14 protein-coding genes are annotated in these 16,398 nt (G+C 66.5%); 5 read left to right on the plus strand and 9 right to left on the minus strand.

Features of this window, described 5'->3' with window-relative positions; all coding sequences use genetic code 11:
* Nucleotides 1-8: 8 nt before the first annotated feature.
* On the minus strand, nt 9-899 hold the full coding sequence (locus WKC72_RS09785) for an alpha/beta fold hydrolase (protein ID WP_112300155.1): 891 nt from the start codon (nt 897-899) through the stop codon (nt 9-11).
* A gap of 80 nt (nt 900-979) precedes the next feature.
* On the minus strand, nt 980-1,891 hold the full coding sequence (locus WKC72_RS09790) for an amidohydrolase (RefSeq protein WP_370182418.1): 912 nt from the start codon (nt 1,889-1,891) through the stop codon (nt 980-982).
* A 77-nt stretch (nt 1,892-1,968) separates the two neighbouring features.
* Between WKC72_RS09790 and WKC72_RS09795 the strand changes: the two genes are divergently transcribed.
* Complete coding sequence (locus WKC72_RS09795) at nt 1,969-2,766, plus strand: alpha/beta fold hydrolase (RefSeq protein WP_370182419.1); 798 nt, start codon at nt 1,969-1,971, stop codon at nt 2,764-2,766.
* A gap of 98 nt (nt 2,767-2,864) precedes the next feature.
* Here the strand turns inward: WKC72_RS09795 and WKC72_RS09800 are convergent, their stop codons facing one another.
* A complete protein-coding gene (locus WKC72_RS09800) occupies nt 2,865-3,542 on the minus strand; it encodes a GntR family transcriptional regulator (protein ID WP_037226111.1) in 678 nt (225 codons plus the stop codon).
* A 215-nt stretch (nt 3,543-3,757) separates the two neighbouring features.
* On the opposite strand from WKC72_RS09800, the gene WKC72_RS09805 reads away from it, so the two are divergent.
* On the plus strand, nt 3,758-5,536 hold the full coding sequence (locus WKC72_RS09805) for a CocE/NonD family hydrolase (protein WP_370184314.1): 1,779 nt from the start codon (nt 3,758-3,760) through the stop codon (nt 5,534-5,536).
* Nucleotides 5,537-5,573: 37 nt separating this feature from the next.
* Here the strand turns inward: WKC72_RS09805 and WKC72_RS09810 are convergent, their stop codons facing one another.
* Nucleotides 5,574-7,928: an arylsulfatase gene (locus WKC72_RS09810; protein ID WP_268789470.1), complete on the minus strand. Its 2,355-nt coding sequence runs from the start codon at nt 7,926-7,928 to the stop codon at nt 5,574-5,576.
* A gap of 223 nt (nt 7,929-8,151) precedes the next feature.
* On the opposite strand from WKC72_RS09810, the gene WKC72_RS09815 reads away from it, so the two are divergent.
* Nucleotides 8,152-9,291: a serine hydrolase domain-containing protein gene (locus WKC72_RS09815; RefSeq protein ID WP_370182421.1), complete on the plus strand. Its 1,140-nt coding sequence runs from the start codon at nt 8,152-8,154 to the stop codon at nt 9,289-9,291.
* A gap of 137 nt (nt 9,292-9,428) precedes the next feature.
* Here the strand turns inward: WKC72_RS09815 and WKC72_RS09820 are convergent, their stop codons facing one another.
* The 5 genes from WKC72_RS09820 to WKC72_RS09840 form a co-directional block, all read right to left on the minus strand.
* A complete protein-coding gene (locus WKC72_RS09820; RefSeq protein ID WP_037226102.1) occupies nt 9,429-10,337 on the minus strand; it encodes an ABC transporter substrate-binding protein in 909 nt (302 codons plus the stop codon).
* An 11-nt stretch (nt 10,338-10,348) separates the two neighbouring features.
* Complete coding sequence (locus WKC72_RS09825) at nt 10,349-11,104, minus strand: ABC transporter permease (RefSeq protein WP_037226101.1); 756 nt, start codon at nt 11,102-11,104, stop codon at nt 10,349-10,351.
* Nucleotides 11,101-11,751 carry an ABC transporter permease gene (locus WKC72_RS09830; protein ID WP_005250988.1) on the minus strand — a complete coding sequence of 217 codons (651 nt, stop codon included), beginning with the start codon at nt 11,749-11,751 and terminating at the stop codon, nt 11,101-11,103. The genes WKC72_RS09825 and WKC72_RS09830 overlap by 4 nt, the downstream gene beginning before the upstream one ends.
* The gene (locus WKC72_RS09835) at nt 11,748-12,863 is read right to left on the minus strand and encodes an ABC transporter ATP-binding protein (protein WP_037226100.1); all 1,116 of its coding nucleotides are present in this window, start codon (nt 12,861-12,863) and stop codon (nt 11,748-11,750) included. The genes WKC72_RS09830 and WKC72_RS09835 overlap by 4 nt, the downstream gene beginning before the upstream one ends.
* A gap of 65 nt (nt 12,864-12,928) precedes the next feature.
* Nucleotides 12,929-14,425, minus strand: a complete 1,497-nt coding sequence (locus tag WKC72_RS09840) for an aromatic amino acid ammonia-lyase (protein ID WP_037226098.1) — start codon at nt 14,423-14,425, stop codon at nt 12,929-12,931.
* 256 nt (nt 14,426-14,681) lie between these two features.
* Here WKC72_RS09840 and WKC72_RS09845 point away from each other — a divergent pair, with 256 nt between their 5' ends.
* Both WKC72_RS09845 and WKC72_RS09850 read left to right on the plus strand, forming a co-directional pair.
* Nucleotides 14,682-15,767 (plus strand): S-(hydroxymethyl)mycothiol dehydrogenase, encoded by a 1,086-nt coding sequence (locus tag WKC72_RS09845; RefSeq protein ID WP_037226097.1) that lies wholly within the window; start codon nt 14,682-14,684, stop codon nt 15,765-15,767.
* Nucleotides 15,764-16,396, plus strand: a complete 633-nt coding sequence (locus WKC72_RS09850) for an MBL fold metallo-hydrolase (RefSeq protein WP_370182423.1) — start codon at nt 15,764-15,766, stop codon at nt 16,394-16,396. Before WKC72_RS09845 ends, WKC72_RS09850 begins: the two co-directional genes overlap by 4 nt.
* Nucleotides 16,397-16,398: the final 2 nt, after the last annotated feature.

The raw sequence follows: 16,398 nt of genomic DNA on the forward strand, positions 1-16,398 counted from the left end.
GGAGAATGTCAGTGTTGCACTGGTGCAAGATCGTTCGCCACCAGTGCGAGAATGTCGTTCGCGTGACTGACGGCAATGAAATGACCACCGCCGCTGATCGGGTGCCAGACGGCGCCCGGGGTCTTGTCCGCTACTGTCTTGTTGATGATCTCAGGCACCAGGGTGTCGGCGCTGCCCTGCCAGAAGTGTACGGGGCGCGTCACTGTCGTCATGTCGAACGGCCAGGCCTTGTAGAGCATCGTGGCGTCGACGACGAGTCCGTCCGCACCATGTCGAAAGCATTCGCGCCCTGCCCTCAGGAACGCGTCGAGGACCTTCTCGTCGGCCAGCACCTCCCGATCCGCGGTGCACGCCGACTGCGTGATCGCCTTCGCGTAGCGATCCGCGAAGTGGGTGGCACTGATACCGAGCACGTCGTACATCAGTGTGAAACCGGGGTGGAAGTGAAGTGCCAGGCGGCCGCCCAGCGCGTCGACGCTGCTGAGATACTTCGCGGCCCAGTTCGATCCGAACGTTCCGTAATTGCCACCGGCGATGCACACGACATTGACGAGACGCGCGGGGTCCAGATACGCGGCGGCCGCCAGGGCCCACGGTCCACCCTCGGACCAGCCGGTCACCGCGAATCGCTGTGCGCCGAAGGAGTCGGCCAGCAGCAGGAGGTCATCGGTCCAGCCTTCGAAGGTGCGGCCCGGCTGAAGATCGGACCCGCCCATGCCCGGCCTGTCCGCGCACACGAATCTCAGGCCATTGGCCTTCGCATGCGAATCGAACAGCTCGGCCTCCAGGCGGCTCGAGGGTCCGCCGTGGTTGTGCAGGACGAGCGGTCCGCCCGGGTCACCGGCTTCGAGATACGTGATGGTCCGGTCGCCGACCCGGATACTGCCCTCTCGCGTCACGTGGACTCCTCACAGCGTTGGCCGGACGCCGAAAGTGGATTGGCGGCGTCGAAACTGCAGGTACTCCGATCTCCCTCATACTAAGCGTCACCGGCGGGCAGGCGGTACACCCGACGTGCGGTTTCGCCGAAGAAGAGCGCTTGTTCTGTCGACGGCAGGTCGCCGAGTGCTGCCTGGACGGTGGACACCATGGTTTCGGTATCCCACAGCAGGTGGTCGATCGGATAATGCGAGGCGAACATGCACCGCCCGGCGCCGAAGATGCTGATGGCCGCCCGTACCCACCGACTGATCGCTTCCGGGGATGTTCCGAAAATGAGGGCGATTCCCTGCAACTTGAGGACGACATTCGGAAACTGACTCACTGCCGTGAGGCGTTCCTCCCAACGGGTGAAGCCCTCGGCAGTGAGGTCGACAGGCCAACCGGCCGCCTCCAACACGAAGGTGGTGTCGGGAAACGCGGTGATGAGGTCGTGCGTGGCGGGTAGCTGCTCGTCGTAGACGAGCAGATCCCATACCAGCCCGGCATCGGCGACCTGCTCGAATCCACGCAGCCACGCCGGGTCCGACAGGTAGTCGCCGCGCGCACCCAGGCGCTTGATCGGGTCGGCCGCCCAGTACATCGGCTGACGCACAGCCCGGACAACCGGAAGATCCCGGTATCGCGCGAGAACGCCTGCCAGATCGACCGAATCGAGCTGCACGGCCGCGATGAAGGCGTTCGGAACTCCGAAGCGGTCGGCGCAGTGCTGAACCCAGATAGCCTCCGCGACACCGTCTGCGGCGCCGAACTCGCACGCGACCGAGGCCGTGACGGGCATCCCCTCGACCTGTGCCCGATAGTCGCTCGGCAGGTACCGGTGCGCAGCGTCATAGTAGTTCGGCAGCAGGGCGGTGAGCACGGGCGGGCGACTGTCGATCCACGGGTACGCGAGTTCGGGCAGGTTGATGAAGTGATGATGAGCATCGACAATGTCCACCTCACGCAGCATATTTCAGTTGTCGACAGGGAATCGGGCAATTGGTCGAGCGCGGCTCGTGTGGCCGCGTGGATCGATAAGGTGTCGACATGGAGCGCCGGATCAACGAAGCCCTGGTCCATTACGTCGAGCGCGGCACCGGCGTGCCGCTCGTGGCACTGCACGGCGCCGGCGTGGATCACCGGGAGGTCGAGGCGGCGATCGAAGCCATCGTTCCGGGCACGGGATACCGACGGATCTACCCGGACCTGCCGGGGATGGGCCTCTCGACAACCGGCGGCCTGACCTGCAACGACGATGTGGTGTCGCTGCTCGGTGACTTCATCCACAGCTTGGGCGCGGGCCCGGTGATGCTGGTGGGACATTCGTACGGCGCCTACCTGGCCCGTGGGGTGGCCGCACAGCGACCGGACACGGTGCTCGGTCTGGCGTTGTTGTGTCCGGTCGCGGAGCGGTCACGACACGTGCCCGACCACGGCGTGGTTCGCCAGGACGCCGATGTCTACGACGAACTCGAACGCGCGCAGTGGGCGGGATTCGACGAGTATTTCGTCGTGCGCACGGCGGCCACCGCTCGCCGCTACCGCGACCATGTCGTGCCGGGTACGACGCTCGTCGACGAGGAGGCCCTCGGGCGCATCTTCGCCGGGTGGACGGTCGACGTCGCGTCGAGCGCGTTCTCGGGGCCGACCTTGATCGTGGCGGGCCGCCGCGATTCGGTCGTCGGGTACGCCGACGTGGCCGAATTGCTCGAGCGCTACCCGCACGCCACCCTGGCGGTCGTCGAGGATGTCGGCCATGCGCTCATGCACGAGCGGCCCGAACTACTCGCCGCGTTGTTCGGCGACTGGTTGGATCGACTCGATCACTCATCGCGGCAGAACTGACACTCGCGGACGTCGGCTGCGTCGGCGGTGAGCGCGGCGATGACTTCCTCGTCGGGTACCGCTTACGAGAATAGCCGCGAAAGTCGTTGTTGCCGAGGCTAACCCGCGTCCTCTTGGGCGGCGAGCTGCACCCTGATCCGCGACGTCGCGTTGATCAACGACTCGTTGTTGACGGCGGCCGCAGCGTCGGCGTCGCCCTTGCGGGCGGCCTCGACGAGACGTTCCTGGTACCTCCACAACGAGTCGTCTTCCGGCGTGTCCAGGGTGCCCTGGGCACCGACGATCTTGTAGGCACGGCAGTGCTGCCACAGGTTACGGATGGAATCGACGAGCACGGGGTTCGCTGCTGCTTCGTAGAGAATGGTCAACAGCGCCTCGTCGTGGTCGAGAAGCGCCACCACCCGCCGTTCGGCGATGGCGGCCAGCATGAGCTCGTACTCGGTCTGCATCCGGTCGACGTCCGCTGAGCTGATCTGCTGGGCGCCCAATCGTGCGGCCTCCACCTCGAGCAGCCGGCGCACATCGTAGACATGCACCAGTTCGGCCAGGGTCAGGCCTTTCACAACCGCGCCCTTGTGGGGGACACGCTCGGCCAAACCGGCTTCCTCCAGACGCCGGATCGCCTCGCGCACCGGCATCACGCTGGTGCCGACCTGCGCGGCAATGTCGCGAATGCGCAGGCGGGAGCCGGCAGGCAGATCACCGTTCATGATCGCCTCGTGCATCGTCTCGTAGACCTGATCGGTCAATAGGGACGTTTCGGCGCGCTTGGTCATGACCACAGCTCAAATATAAACCGCACGAGGGGCGCAGCCGGGTGCCGGACGACCTGCGCGAGTCTGCGAGCCGCGCCCCACACCGGTGCCGCGACACACCGCCAGCCTGAGTTGGTCGTGCGTCCAGAGCGTTTACGCTCGTCGCAGGTGCTCGGGGCGGAGTGACGGACGGCGGGTGGGCTGTGAAACACAGGGCGCGTAGATCAACGCTGGCGGTGGTGACGGCGGCCGCCGCGGTACTGACACCGATCGCGGCGTCGGGGCCGGCGACAGCCGATCCGGCCGGGTTCACCAAGACCACGCTCCACTTCCAGGTTCTCGTCGGGCCGAACCGGGACGAGCCGTGCGACGTGATCGGCGACGTGTACAAGCCCGACTCGGCGTCGGCGTCGAATCGGGTGCCCGCCGTCCTCACCACCAACGGCTTCGGCGGTTCCAAGAACGATCAGGCCGGTATCGCCTCGTTCCTCGCGTCCCGCGGCTACGCGGTGCTCGCGTATTCCGGGCTGGGCTTCGGCGGTTCCGGCTGCAAGATTCACATGGACAACCCCGATTACGACGGGCGCGCGGCCAGTGAACTGGTGAGCTTCCTCGGCGGACGCGACGGGATGGCGTTCGTCGATCCCGCGCACACCGTTCCCGTCCCCGGTCTCGACTACGTGGTGCAGGACGCGACCGCTCACCACGGCGCCGCCGAGGCGCACGACCCGCGGGTCGGCATGGTCGGCGGCTCCTACGGCGGGGCCGTGCAGTTCGCCGCGGCCTCGGTGGACCCCCGGATCGACACGATCATCCCGATGATCACGTGGAACGACCTCAGTTACTCGCTCGCACCCAATGGCACCGACCAGACGACCGGGGTCAGCACGTCGGTTCCCGGAGCGTCGAAGGTGGTGTGGTCGCTCATGTTCGGGGCCATCGGCGTGACCAACCCCCGGGTCGAGGGCTACACGCAGGACCCTGTGCGGGCATTGGGTTGCCCCAATTTCGCCGACCCCGCCTGCGCCGCACTGGCGCAGGCCGCGGTGCAGGGCTACCCGGACCCGGGGTCCGTAGACTTCCTGCGCCAGTCGTCCGTGGTGTCGTACGCGGACCGGGTGAAGATTCCGGTGTTGATCATGCAGGGCCAGCAGGACACCCTGTTCGACCTCAACGAGTCGAAGGCCACGTTCGAGACCCTGCAGGCGCAGGGCAACGACGTGAAGATGATCTGGCACAGCTGGGGGCACTCCGATCTCACTCCCGCCGAGGGCGAGATCAGCATGAAGGATCCGAACCCCGACACCCAGTACGAGACGGGCCGGATGGTCGATTGGTTCGACCACTACCTGAAGGACAGCGCGGTCGACACCGGACCGGTATTCAGCTATTTCCGGAACTGGGTCGACTACACCGGCAACGCCGCGCCCGCGTACGCCGAATCCACGGATGTCTCGGTGGGCCACGACTATTCGCTCTACCTCTCCGGCGACGGTGCGCTGACCGACCGCCTCGACGGCATCGTTCCCGGCGCGCAGACGCTGAACACGCTGCCCGGCGGTCTCCCCACCGACCGGGAAGCGCCGGACACCCGGCCGGAGAACCAGGTCTCGCAGGGTTTGATCCCCGGCACCCAGGCCGAATGGTCGTCCGGCATCCTCGACGCCCCGGTGGACGTGGTCGGAGCCCCGACGCTCGACGTCCGCGTCACGGCCGCACCCGCGGTCGCCGGTGTCGAGGACTCGGTCGTGGTCTTCGCGAAGCTGTACGACGTGGCTCCCGACGGCACCGAAACGCTGATCAACGGGCAGGTCGCTCCGGTGCGCATCGTGGCACCCGGTGAGCCCGTCCAGGTCACGATGCCGGCCATCGTCCACCGCTTCGACGAGGGGCACCGCGTTCGCCTCGTGGTGGCCGGGGGAGACCCGAGCTTCCGCGGAAGTCTGGTGCCGCACCAGGTCACCATCGCCTCGGGTGATCCGGGACAGGCGCTGGTGCTGCCCGTGACCGGCTGAGGTGGAGGGCAGCACTGCGCGTCGCGTGCCGACGGAATCACTCGCGCATGAGCATCAGGGCGGCCTCCCGCTCGAGATCGAGATACGGTTCGCCGCTGACGTCGACCGCGACCCGATTGATCGTGCCACCGGTGAAGCGGTGAGGTGATTCGCCGGGGTAGTCCTCGGTGATCGGCTCGCCCGGGTGTCGACCGACGTACAGCCCCGCACCCGCGATCGCGAACGCCCCCATCTGGGTTTTGATCCGGCCTTCTCCCACCTTTCGATCCGCGTGGAAGAGAGACAGGATTCCCTCGGTAGACGTGGGCTCCTGCCCGTCCTTGTCGAACGAGGCGGACAGGATCAGGTCCGTTCCGGTGGGGATGTCCTCGGAGCCGACGATCATCTGTTCTTCGCTGCCCACGAAGTTGTTGACGTAGTGCAGCCGGTTGTCCTTCACGTACAGCGCGTGGCCCCCGAAGCGGGAACCGATCGCGAAGAGGACGCCCTCGGCTCCCGGTGCCGGGATGTCGACGAGCGCACCGATCACGAACGATCGGCCGCGGGTACTGACTGCTTGCCATTCGGACACGGCGGCGACGTCCGGGTAATACACATATCGGTTTCGGGCCGCTGTCAGTTGAGGACGGGGTGTGCCCATGATCTCGACGGCCGATCGATCGTCCAGGGGGAACGCTCCGTTCGCACCCGCTTCTGCGAACCAGATGTTCACCAACTCCCGCAGCTTGCCGGGATGCTCCGCTGCCAGGTTGTGCACTTCGGCGCGGTCCACGTCGGTGTGGTAGAGCTCCCATTCGTCGTCGTTGAAGTGCCCCCAGCCTGCGATGGTCGGATGTGTCGTGACGGCCTTCCATCCTTCGTGCCAAATCGACCGCGAGCCGAGCATCGAGTAGAACTGAGACTTCCGCTCCGACGGCGCGGACTTGTCGTCGATGCTGCTCCGCATACTGACGCCGTCGAACGGGCGCTGGACGTGACCCTTGATGGTCTCGGGAGCATCGACCCCGAGCAGGTCGAGGACCGTCGGTACGAGGTCGATCGCGTGATGGTACTGGTCCCGGATCTCGTTCCGCGCCTTGGTTCCCGCCGGCCACGAGATGATGCAGGGGTCGGCAGTCCCGCCGTTGAACTCGTAGCGCTTCCACATCTTGAACGGGGTGTTGAACGCCATCGCCCAGCCGTTGGGGTAGTGGTTGTATGTCTTGGGCCCGCCGAGATCGTCGAGTTTCGCGAGGTTCTCCGCGAGGTCGTCCGGGATGCCGTTGGCGAACTTCATCTCGTTGACGGAGCCGTTCGGGCCACCCTCCCCGCTCGCGCCGTTGTCGGAGACGACCACGATGACCGTGTTCTCCATCTGATCGTTCTGCTCGAGATAATCGAGCAAACGCCCGATGTGATGGTCGGCATGGGCCAGGAAGCCTGCGTAGACCTCGGCCATCCGCGCAAAGAGGCGTTTTTCGTCGTCGTTCAGCGTGTCCCACGGTCGGGTGAAATCGAGTTCCGGGAACGGTTCGCCTTCGGGTCCCGATCGCGTCTCGGGGGTGCCGATCGGATTGATCGGCGGAAGTTCGGTGTCCGCCGCGACGATGCCCAACTCCTTCTGCCGGGCGAGTGTCTGTTCACGGATCGCGTCGTAGCCCATGTCGAACTTGCCCGCGAACTTCTCGATCCATTCCTTCGGGGCGTGATGCGGGGCATGGCACGCGCCGGGCGCGTAGTAGAGGAAGAACGGTTTGTCCGGCGCGATCACCTTGGCGTCCTTGATGAACTCGAGCGCCTTGTCCGTGATGTCCTCGGTGAGGTGGTAGCCCGCCTCCGGTGTCCGCGGCTGGTCGACGGGGTGGTTGTCGTAGACCAGATCCGGATACCACTGGTTGGTCTCCGCGCCGAGGAAGCCGTACCAGCGTTCGAAGCCTCGCCCGCTCGGCCAGTTCCGGCGGGTGGCGGCCAGGTTCATCTCATCGGTCGGGCACAGGTGCCATTTACCCACCATGTACGTGTTCCAGCCGCGCTCGGCGAGTATCTCCGAGAGCATGCCGTTCTCCGGTGGGATGGTGCCACTCGCGTTGGGGAATCCGATCGCAGCCTCGGTGATGCAGGCCATGCTGTTGCGCGTGTGGTTGCGTCCCGTCAGCAGGCAGGAACGCGTGGGCGAGCACAGCGCGGTGGTGTGCCACTGGGTGTAGCGAACACCGTTGGCGGCGATCCGGTCGATGTTCGGTGTTTCGATCGGCCCGCCGTAGCAGCGCATCGCGGAGAAGCCGACGTCGTCGAGGACGACATAGACGACGTTGGGTGCATCGGCGGGAGCCTGGGGTGGCTCGAACGGGGCCCAATCCGGAACCGAGTCGCGGATGTCGACGTTGACGACACCCCGAAATGGTTTGCCCATGGCATGTCTCCTCACCGGTAGTCCTGGGTTCAGCGTCGGCCGCCGCGCCGTCGCGAACCTCACCCGACACGGGTGAACCCGGTGAGCCCCGACCGTGGCGGGACCTCGCGAGGATGGACATCGAAGTGATTGACATCACAGGAGGCCCTGGCCCACACTGAAACCCTCAATTGAACCCGATGTCAAGATCAATATTGCGTCGGCTGGTGGAGAGGAACCACAGGTGACCAAGCTCGGAGGAGTGTGCGACGAGCGCTTCACGGCGTTGCAGGAGGCACTGAAGGACAATCTCGATTCCGGTGAGGAACTCGGCGCGTCGATCGTCGTCACCCTCGACGGAGAGCCGGTGGTCGACATGTGGGGCGGATGGTCCGACACCGATCACACCACCGAATGGGGGCGCGACACCATCACCAACGTGTGGTCGTGCACCAAGACGGTCACCGCGCTCGCCGCACTGATGCTCGTCGATCGCGGACTGCTGGACGTGAACGCGCCCGTCGCAAAGTACTGGCCGGAATTCGCCGCGGCAGGCAAGGAGCGCGTCGAGGTCCGCCATCTGCTTTCGCACACGTCGGGTGTCTCGGGGTGGGATCAGCCGATCACGGTCGAGGACACGTTCGACCTCGCCGAGTCCACAAAACGACTTGCGGCCCAGGCACCGTGGTGGGAGCCGGGCACGGCGTCCGGATACCACGCGCTGAACTACGGCCATCTGATCGGTGAGGTCGTCCGCCGAATCGACGGGCGCACACTCGGCCGTTTCGTCGCGGAGGAGATCGCCGGGCCGCTGGGGGCCGACTTCCACATCGGGCTGTCCCCGTCGGAGTTCGGCCGCGTGTCGAACGTGGTCCCGCCGCCGCCGTTGCCGATCGACCTGGCCTCCCTCGACCCGTCCAGCGTCATCGTCAGGACGTTCACCGGCCCCGGACCGGACGCGTCCGCGTCCTGGTCCGACGAGTGGCGCACGGCGGAGAACGGCGCGGCCGGTGGTCAGGGCAACGCCCGGTCGCTCGCCCGGATCCAGTCCGTCGTGGCCTGCGGGGGAGAACTCGACGGTGTCCGCCTGCTGTCGCCGGACACCATCTCCCTGATCTTCGAGGAGCAGTCCAACGGCGTGGATCTGGCTCTGGGGCAACCGATTCGATTCGGCATCGGGTACGGTCTGCCGACGCCCGTGTCCGTGCCGTTCGTCCCCGAGGGGCGCATCTGCTTCTGGGGTGGCTGGGGCGGCTCGCAGGTCGTCGTCGACACCGAACGACGGATGACCATGACGTACGTGATGAACAAGATGGGGCCGGGACTACTCGGCTCCGACCGGACCGCCCAATATGCGACGGCGACGTTCGATGCGCTGAGCTGACGCGCCCGTCCGTGGCACCATGCAAGGAGTCACGGGCGAGCGACCTCGGGGCGCCCGACGTCGAGGTGGAGGGTCCGATTCCCGAACTCGAGGAGGCGATCCACGCACTGCACCGGCAATTTCACGCCGGGGCATGATCAGGACGCCAGGCCCTTGTCCTGCAGCCATTCCCGGGCGATGTCGCCCATGTCCTCGAGGTCGGCCACCCGCTGATTCATCTCGATGAGATCCTCGGTCGTCAATGCGGCCGACACGGCGGCCAGGACGCCGCGGACGTCGTCGCCTGCCTTGTTCTCGTTGATGATCGGGGTGATGTTCTCCGCCAGGAACAGGTGCTTGGTGTCCTCGAGCGCCACGAGGTTCTCCGAACGCATCGCCGGGTCGGTGCTGAACACGTCCGCCACTTCGATCTGACCGCTGAGCAGGGCGTTGAGCGTGAGGGGGCCGCCCGCGTCCAGTGCCAGGAACTCCTTGAACGTCAGGCCGTACTTGTCCCGCAGGCCTGCGACGCCGTTCTCCCGGGTCTTCCACTCGGGCGGGCCGCCGAGGGTCAGCTCGTCGGCGTGGGGCACGAGGTCCTCGATCGTCTCCAGCGAGTACTCGTCCGCGGTCTCCTGCCGCACCGCGAGAACGTCCTTGTCCTCGGCGGGGGACGGTTCCAGTGCGACGAGTCCGGCGGGCAGCTTGGCCTTGATCTCCGCGGTCACCTCGTCCGACGCGGTCGCGGTGGTGGCGCTGTCGAGATATTGGAGCAACGCACCCGAGTATTCGGGCAGCAGGTCGATGGAGCCGTCCCGGATGGCCGGGACATACACCTCCCGGCTTCCGATGTTGAGCTTCTCGGTGACGTCGATGCCGTTCGCGCGCAGCGCCTCCGCGTAGATCGTCGCGATCAGCTGGCTTTCGGGGAAATCCGCGGAGCCGACGACGATGGCGCCGTCACTGCTTCCGCCGTCATCGGACGCCAACGGGTCCTTGCCGATCCCGCATGCCGTCAACGACATCAGGGTGGCGCCGGTCAGCGCGACGATCAATGCCTTCTTCATGATGATGTCCTTCAGATCAGCGAGGGTTCGGGAGCGGATGTAGGTCGGGCCGCGACGGCGGTGTCGTCGGCACCGGATCGCTGCTTCGCGCCGCTCCGGACGCGTCGCGTCAGACCGGGTGAGACGACCCGAACCGTGAGGAATCCGATCGCCAGGTCGAATGCGAGCGCGAGGAGGGACACCAGGACCGCTCCGGCGGCCATCTGCGCGTAGTCGCTCTGCGCCTTGCCGTCGATGAGGAGACGTCCCAGTCCGCCCAGCGAGATGTAGGCGGCGACGGTCGCCGTCGAGACGATCTGCAGCACGGCGCTGCGCACACCCGACAGCATCAGCGGCAGTGCGCACGGCATCTCCACCTCGGTGAGGATGCGCATCGACCGGAACCCCATGCCCCGCGCAGCGTCCACGGCGGCCGGGTCGACCGAGCGAATGCCCGCGTACGTGTTGGTGAGAATCGGCGGGATGGCCAGCAGCACCAGCACGATCAGGCTGGGAATCAGATAGGCCAGCTTGGTCGTGAACGACGGCGCGATGACCAGCACCAGCAGGATCAGCAAACCGATCGTCGGAAGGGCGCGCAGTGAGTTGGCCAGGCCCGCGACGACGACCGCTCCGCGGCCGGTGTGCCCGATGTACAGACCGAGCGGAACCGCGATCAGCGCCGCCGCGAACAGGGCGAGGAACGTGTACATCAGGTGCTGCAGGAGGAGAGCGGGAATGCCCTCGGGCCCGGTCCAATGAGCACCGTCGAGCAGAAAGTCGATCATGATGCGACCACCTTCGGGGTCCACGGCGTGAGTAACCGATTGGCGAGCACGATGAGCAGGTCGAGAACCAGCGCCAGCAGCAGGCACAGCGCGATACCGGTGATGATGGGTGTGTAGAAACGCAACTGGAAGCCCTGGGTGAACAGTGAACCGATCTGCGGGATCCCGAGCAGCGCGGCGAGAGAGACGAGGCTGACGTTCGACACGACAGCGACGCGCAGTCCGGCGCAGATGACGGGAACACCCACCGGCAGCTGCACTTTCAGCAGGGTCTGGTACGGCCGGTAGCCCATTGCCGTGGCGGCGAGCACCGTCTCCTGCGGCACCGAATCCAGGGCGTCGGCGATGACGCGGACGAGCAGGGCGACGGTGTAGATCGTCAGCGCGACGACGATGTTCATCGGATCGAGGATCTTCGTTCCGAGGATCGGCGGGAGCAGGACGAACAGCGCCAGCGACGGGATCGTGTAGAGCAGGCCTGCGGTCCCCACCACGTAGGGGTTGATCCGGCGACTGCGATGCGCCAGCCAGCCGATCGGCAACGCGACGATCACACCGACGACGAGCGGCACGAGCGAGAGCAGGATGTGCCAGCCGACCAGTTCGGCGATGCGGTCGGACTGGCGGCCGAGCCATTCGATGTTCATCGGGCCATCGCCTCCGCGGCCACGAGATCCGCCGACTCGATCGCCGCCACCGCCGCGTGTGCCGTCACGGTCCCCACGAGCACGCCGTCGCCGTCGACGACGACACCGCGCTTGCTGGGCGCGGACAGGGCGGCGTCGAGCAGCGCCCGCATCGTCCCGTGCGCATCGGCGACCGTCCCGCTGAGATTCACGTCGCCCGGGCGGATACGGTCGACGACCTTCGCCGGTTGCACCCAGCCGATCGGCTTGTTCGCCGAGTCGACGACGAGTAACCAGTCGTCCGTGGTCCGAGTGCGGGCGTCGGACGCCGAATCACCGAGACGGGCAACGGGTTCGGCAACCGTCTCCACGCGGCCGCCGAGGTTCGAGAAACCCAGCGAACGGTAGCCGCGGTCGCGTCCGACGAAGTCGGCGACGAACTCGTCGGCGGGTTCGGTCAGCAACTCCAGCGGCGTCGCCGCCTGCGCCAGGATTCCGCCGGTCCGCAACACGACGACCTGGTCGCCGAGTTTGAGGGCCTCGTCGATGTCGTGCGTTACGATGATGATCGTCTTGCCGATGTCCTTCTGCAGCCTCAGGAATTCGTCCTGGAGCTGGCTCCGGACCACCGGGTCGACAGCGCTGAACGGTTCGTCCATCAGCATGAAGGCCGGGTCCGCGGCGAGGGCGCGCGCGACCCCCACTCGCTGCTGCTGGCCACCCGAGAGCTGCCAGGGGTACCGGTCCGCGAAGTTCGCCGCGAGACCGACCGTCTCGAGCAGCTCCATCGCCCGGGTTCGCGCTTCCTTCTTCGTCTTTCCCAGCAATTTCGGCATCGTCGCGACGTTGTCCACGATGGTGCGATGCGGGAACAGTCCGGCGTGCTGGATGACGTATCCGATGCGCCTGCGCAACAGTGCCGGATCCATGTCCGCCGTGGATTCGCCGTCGAGGGAGATGGTTCCGGACGTCGGTTCGATCAGCCTGTTGATCATGCGAAGCGACGTCGTCTTGCCGCACCCCGACGGGCCGACGAGTGCGGTGATCTTCCCGCTCGGGCACTCGAGGTCGAGTTCGTTCACCGCTGTCGTGCCGTCCGGGTACGCCTTGGTGACTTTGTCGAATGTGATCATTCGCGAGCTACTTTCGTGTAATCCGAGTGGTGACACACTCGGAAGTTCGGTGTCGTGGGACTGCTTTACCGAGTTGCGTCTTTCTCCGGATTCGGCATCTGTTCCAGAAACTTCACCGCTGCTTTCAGGTCGTCGCTCAGAGGACGGTCGGTCGTCCGCGGGTCCAGGCACCTGCGCGCCCGGTCCAGGTACGCGCCGAGTTCGGTGCTCGTGTCGGGTTCGTGGTTCTGCTGGCCGAGGGCGCGCACCGCCGAGATCAGTTCGCACGCGAGCACGATGCGAGACTGGGCGAGGATGTCGGTGAGCTGAGTGGCGGCCTGCGATGCGAAGCTCGCGTGGTCCTCGGTTCCGCGGGAGATCACGGTGTGTCCGAGAGACCCCGGCGCCGCGGCCATCCGGATCTCGGCGATGGCCGCGGACGTCGTGTACTCCAGCAGCATGGTGCCGCTGCTGCCCGCCGGACCGTCGGCCAGGAACGGCCGGAGACCGGTGACCACCGGATCCGAGAGATTGGCAAGCCTGCACTGCGACAACAGCGCTGCGCTCGACAGCGCGAGTTTCGCCTCGTCCACCGCGAGGGCGATCGGCATTCCGTGGAAGTTCCCGTTGTGGTACACGGCGTCGTCCTCGACGGAGATGAGGGGGTTCTCGGAGGACGAGTTCATCTCGATCGCGAGCGTCCCCCGCAACCTCTGCAGCGCCTGCCAGGTCGCCCCGAGGATCTGCGGCAGGGCGCGGAATCCGTACGAATCCTGCACGCGGGCAGCCTGTACGTGCTGGCCCGCGAGGAGTTCCCGGACGCGGCCGGCCACCTCCTCCTGACCGAGGTGCCTGCGGGCTGCCTGCACCCGCGCCGCGAACGGCTCGACGGAACTGCGCGTCGCCAGCAGCGACAGCACGCCGACGATCAGTGAGTGCTCCAGCCAGTTCGCCACGCTGTCGGTGGCCGTCGCCGCGAGCGCGACCGTCATCGCGTTCGTCGAGATCAGCGGGAGTGCGTCACCCTGGTGTGCGGTCCACCGGGTGACGAGCCGACCGTCCCGCAGCGGTGCCTCGCCCATCAACCCGAGCGCGATCTCGGAGAACGCGCTGAGATCGCCGGTGCCGATCGCCCCGCGAGCGTGCACGGTGGGCTGTTCGTCCGCCGCGACGGCATCGATCAACGCGGTCACGATGTCGGGGTGCAGACCGGATCCGCCGTTGAGAATTTGGTTGACGCGAATGATCATGGCGGCTCGGACGACGTGATCCGGCAGCGAGGGGCCCGAGCCCGTGGCGTGGCTGCGGAGAAGTCGAAGGTCCTGGTCGACACCGTCGGAGACGGAGGTGTCCCGGTTGCCCCCGACGCCCGTGGTGCGTCCGTAGATGGGCTGCCGTTCGGCGATGCGCACCGCGGTCTCCCACGAACGGCGTGCGTGGTCGAGCGCTGCGGGGTCGGGTTCGACCACGACGGGCTCCCGGGCGAGCGCCGTGAGCTGATCGACGGTGAGCTGGGCACCGTCGAGTACCACCGGAAGGGGCGGGTGCGGTTCCTCGGTCGAGCTGGAATCTCTCCGGGTCATCAGAACTCCGTGATCGATGTGGTGTGCCTCACTCTTCGAGATGTATAGTCCTGTATATACCGGAGCGTGTCAACCGTCAGTTTCCTGTCATGACCTCTGTTGCGATACCGCAGCGAGGGGCTGGCATTCCGGCTAGGTCAACCTCTCACTTCGATCAGTCCCTCCGTGATCTTCGGGAACGTAGGGTCTCGGGAGAGGTGCATATATGGCCATGCATCGATCCCGCTATGACTGATCGACCGAAGGAATGAGTCCAATGCCGCAGCAGGTACGAGGCGTCATCGCCCGCTCCAAGGGTGCCCCCGTCGAGATCGCGACCGTCAACATTCCGGACCCCGGTCCCGGAGAGGTGGTAGTCGACATCGCGGCATGCGGTGTGTGCCACACGGACCTCACCTACCGCGACGGCGGGATCAACGACGAGTTCCCGTTCCTGCTCGGCCACGAGGCTTCCGGCATCGTCGAGAGTGTCGGCGAGGGCGTCACCTCTGTGGCGGTCGGCGACTTCGTCGTCCTGAACTGGCGCGCCGTCTGCGGTCAGTGCCGCGCCTGTAAGCGCGGCCGCCCGCAGTACTGCTTCGACACGCACAACGCTGCGCAGAAGATGACGCTCGAGGACGGCACCGAACTCACGCCCGCGCTGGGGATCGGCGCGTTCGCCGACAAGACGCTCGTCCATGCCGGGCAGTGCACCAAGGTGGATGCCTCCGCGGACCCGGCAGTCGTCGGGCTGCTCGGCTGCGGCGTGATGGCCGGCCTCGGTGCCGCCGTGAACACCGGCAACGTCTCCCGTGGAGACACCGTCGCCGTCATCGGCTGCGGTGGTGTCGGCGACGCCGCGATCATGGGCGCCCGCCTGGCGGGCGCCGTGAAGATCATCGCGATCGACCGGGACGACAAGAAACTCGAATGGGCGAAGGACCTGGGTGCGACGCACACGATCAACGGCGGCCAGGTGGACGCCGTCGAGGCCGTACAGGAACTCACCGGCGGTTTCGGCGCCGACGTCGTGATCGATGCGGTCGGCCGCCCGGAGACGTGGAAGCAGGCGTTCTACGCCCGCGACCTCGCCGGCACCGTCGTGCTGGTCGGTGTCCCGACCCCCGACATGACCCTCGAGATGCCGCTTATCGACTTCTTCTCCCGCGGCGGATCCCTGAAGTCGTCGTGGTACGGCGACTGCCTGCCCGAGCGTGACTTCCCGATGCTCGTCGACCTGTACCAGCAGGGCCGGCTGCCGCTGGAGAAGTTCGTCACCGAACGCATCAAGATCGACGAGGTGGAAGCGGCGTTCCACAGCATGCACGCCGGCGAGGTGCTGCGTTCGGTGGTCGTCCTGTGAGCGGGCAGCTGCGGATCGAGCGGGTCGTCACCGAGGGAACCTTCGCCCTCGACGGCGGAGAGTGGAACGTCGACAACAACATCTGGCTGATCGGTGACGACACCGACGTCGTGATCGTCGACGCCGCCCACGCCGCGCAGCCGATCATCGACGCGGTGGGGGACCGGCACGTGAACGCCGTGATCTGCACACACGGTCACAACGACCACGTCACCGTCGCCCCCGAACTCGCCGAGCGTCTGCATGCACCGGTGCTGCTCCACCCGGGCGACGACGTGCTGTGGAAGATGAGCCACCCCGACTCGAAGTACTGGAATCTCGAGGACCAGCAGCGGATCGCCATCGCGGGCACCGAGCTCCAGGTGATCCACTCACCGGGCCACTCGCCGGGGTCGGTGTGCCTGTACCTGCCCGAGGCCGGGGCGCTGTTCTCCGGCGACACCCTGTTCTCGGGTGGCCCCGGCGCCACGGGCCGTTCGTACTCGGATTTCCCGACCATCATCGGGTCGATCCGCGACCGGCTGTTCGCTCTTCCCGAGGACACGCTCGTCCACACCGGTCACGGTGACGGAACCACGATCGGCACCGAGGCCCCGCACCTCGCCGAATGGATTGCACGAGGAAACTGACT

It is taken from the genome of Rhodococcus wratislaviensis, assembly GCF_041228765.1.
GTDB classification, from domain to species: Bacteria; Actinomycetota; Actinomycetes; order Mycobacteriales; family Mycobacteriaceae; genus Rhodococcus_F; species Rhodococcus_F wratislaviensis.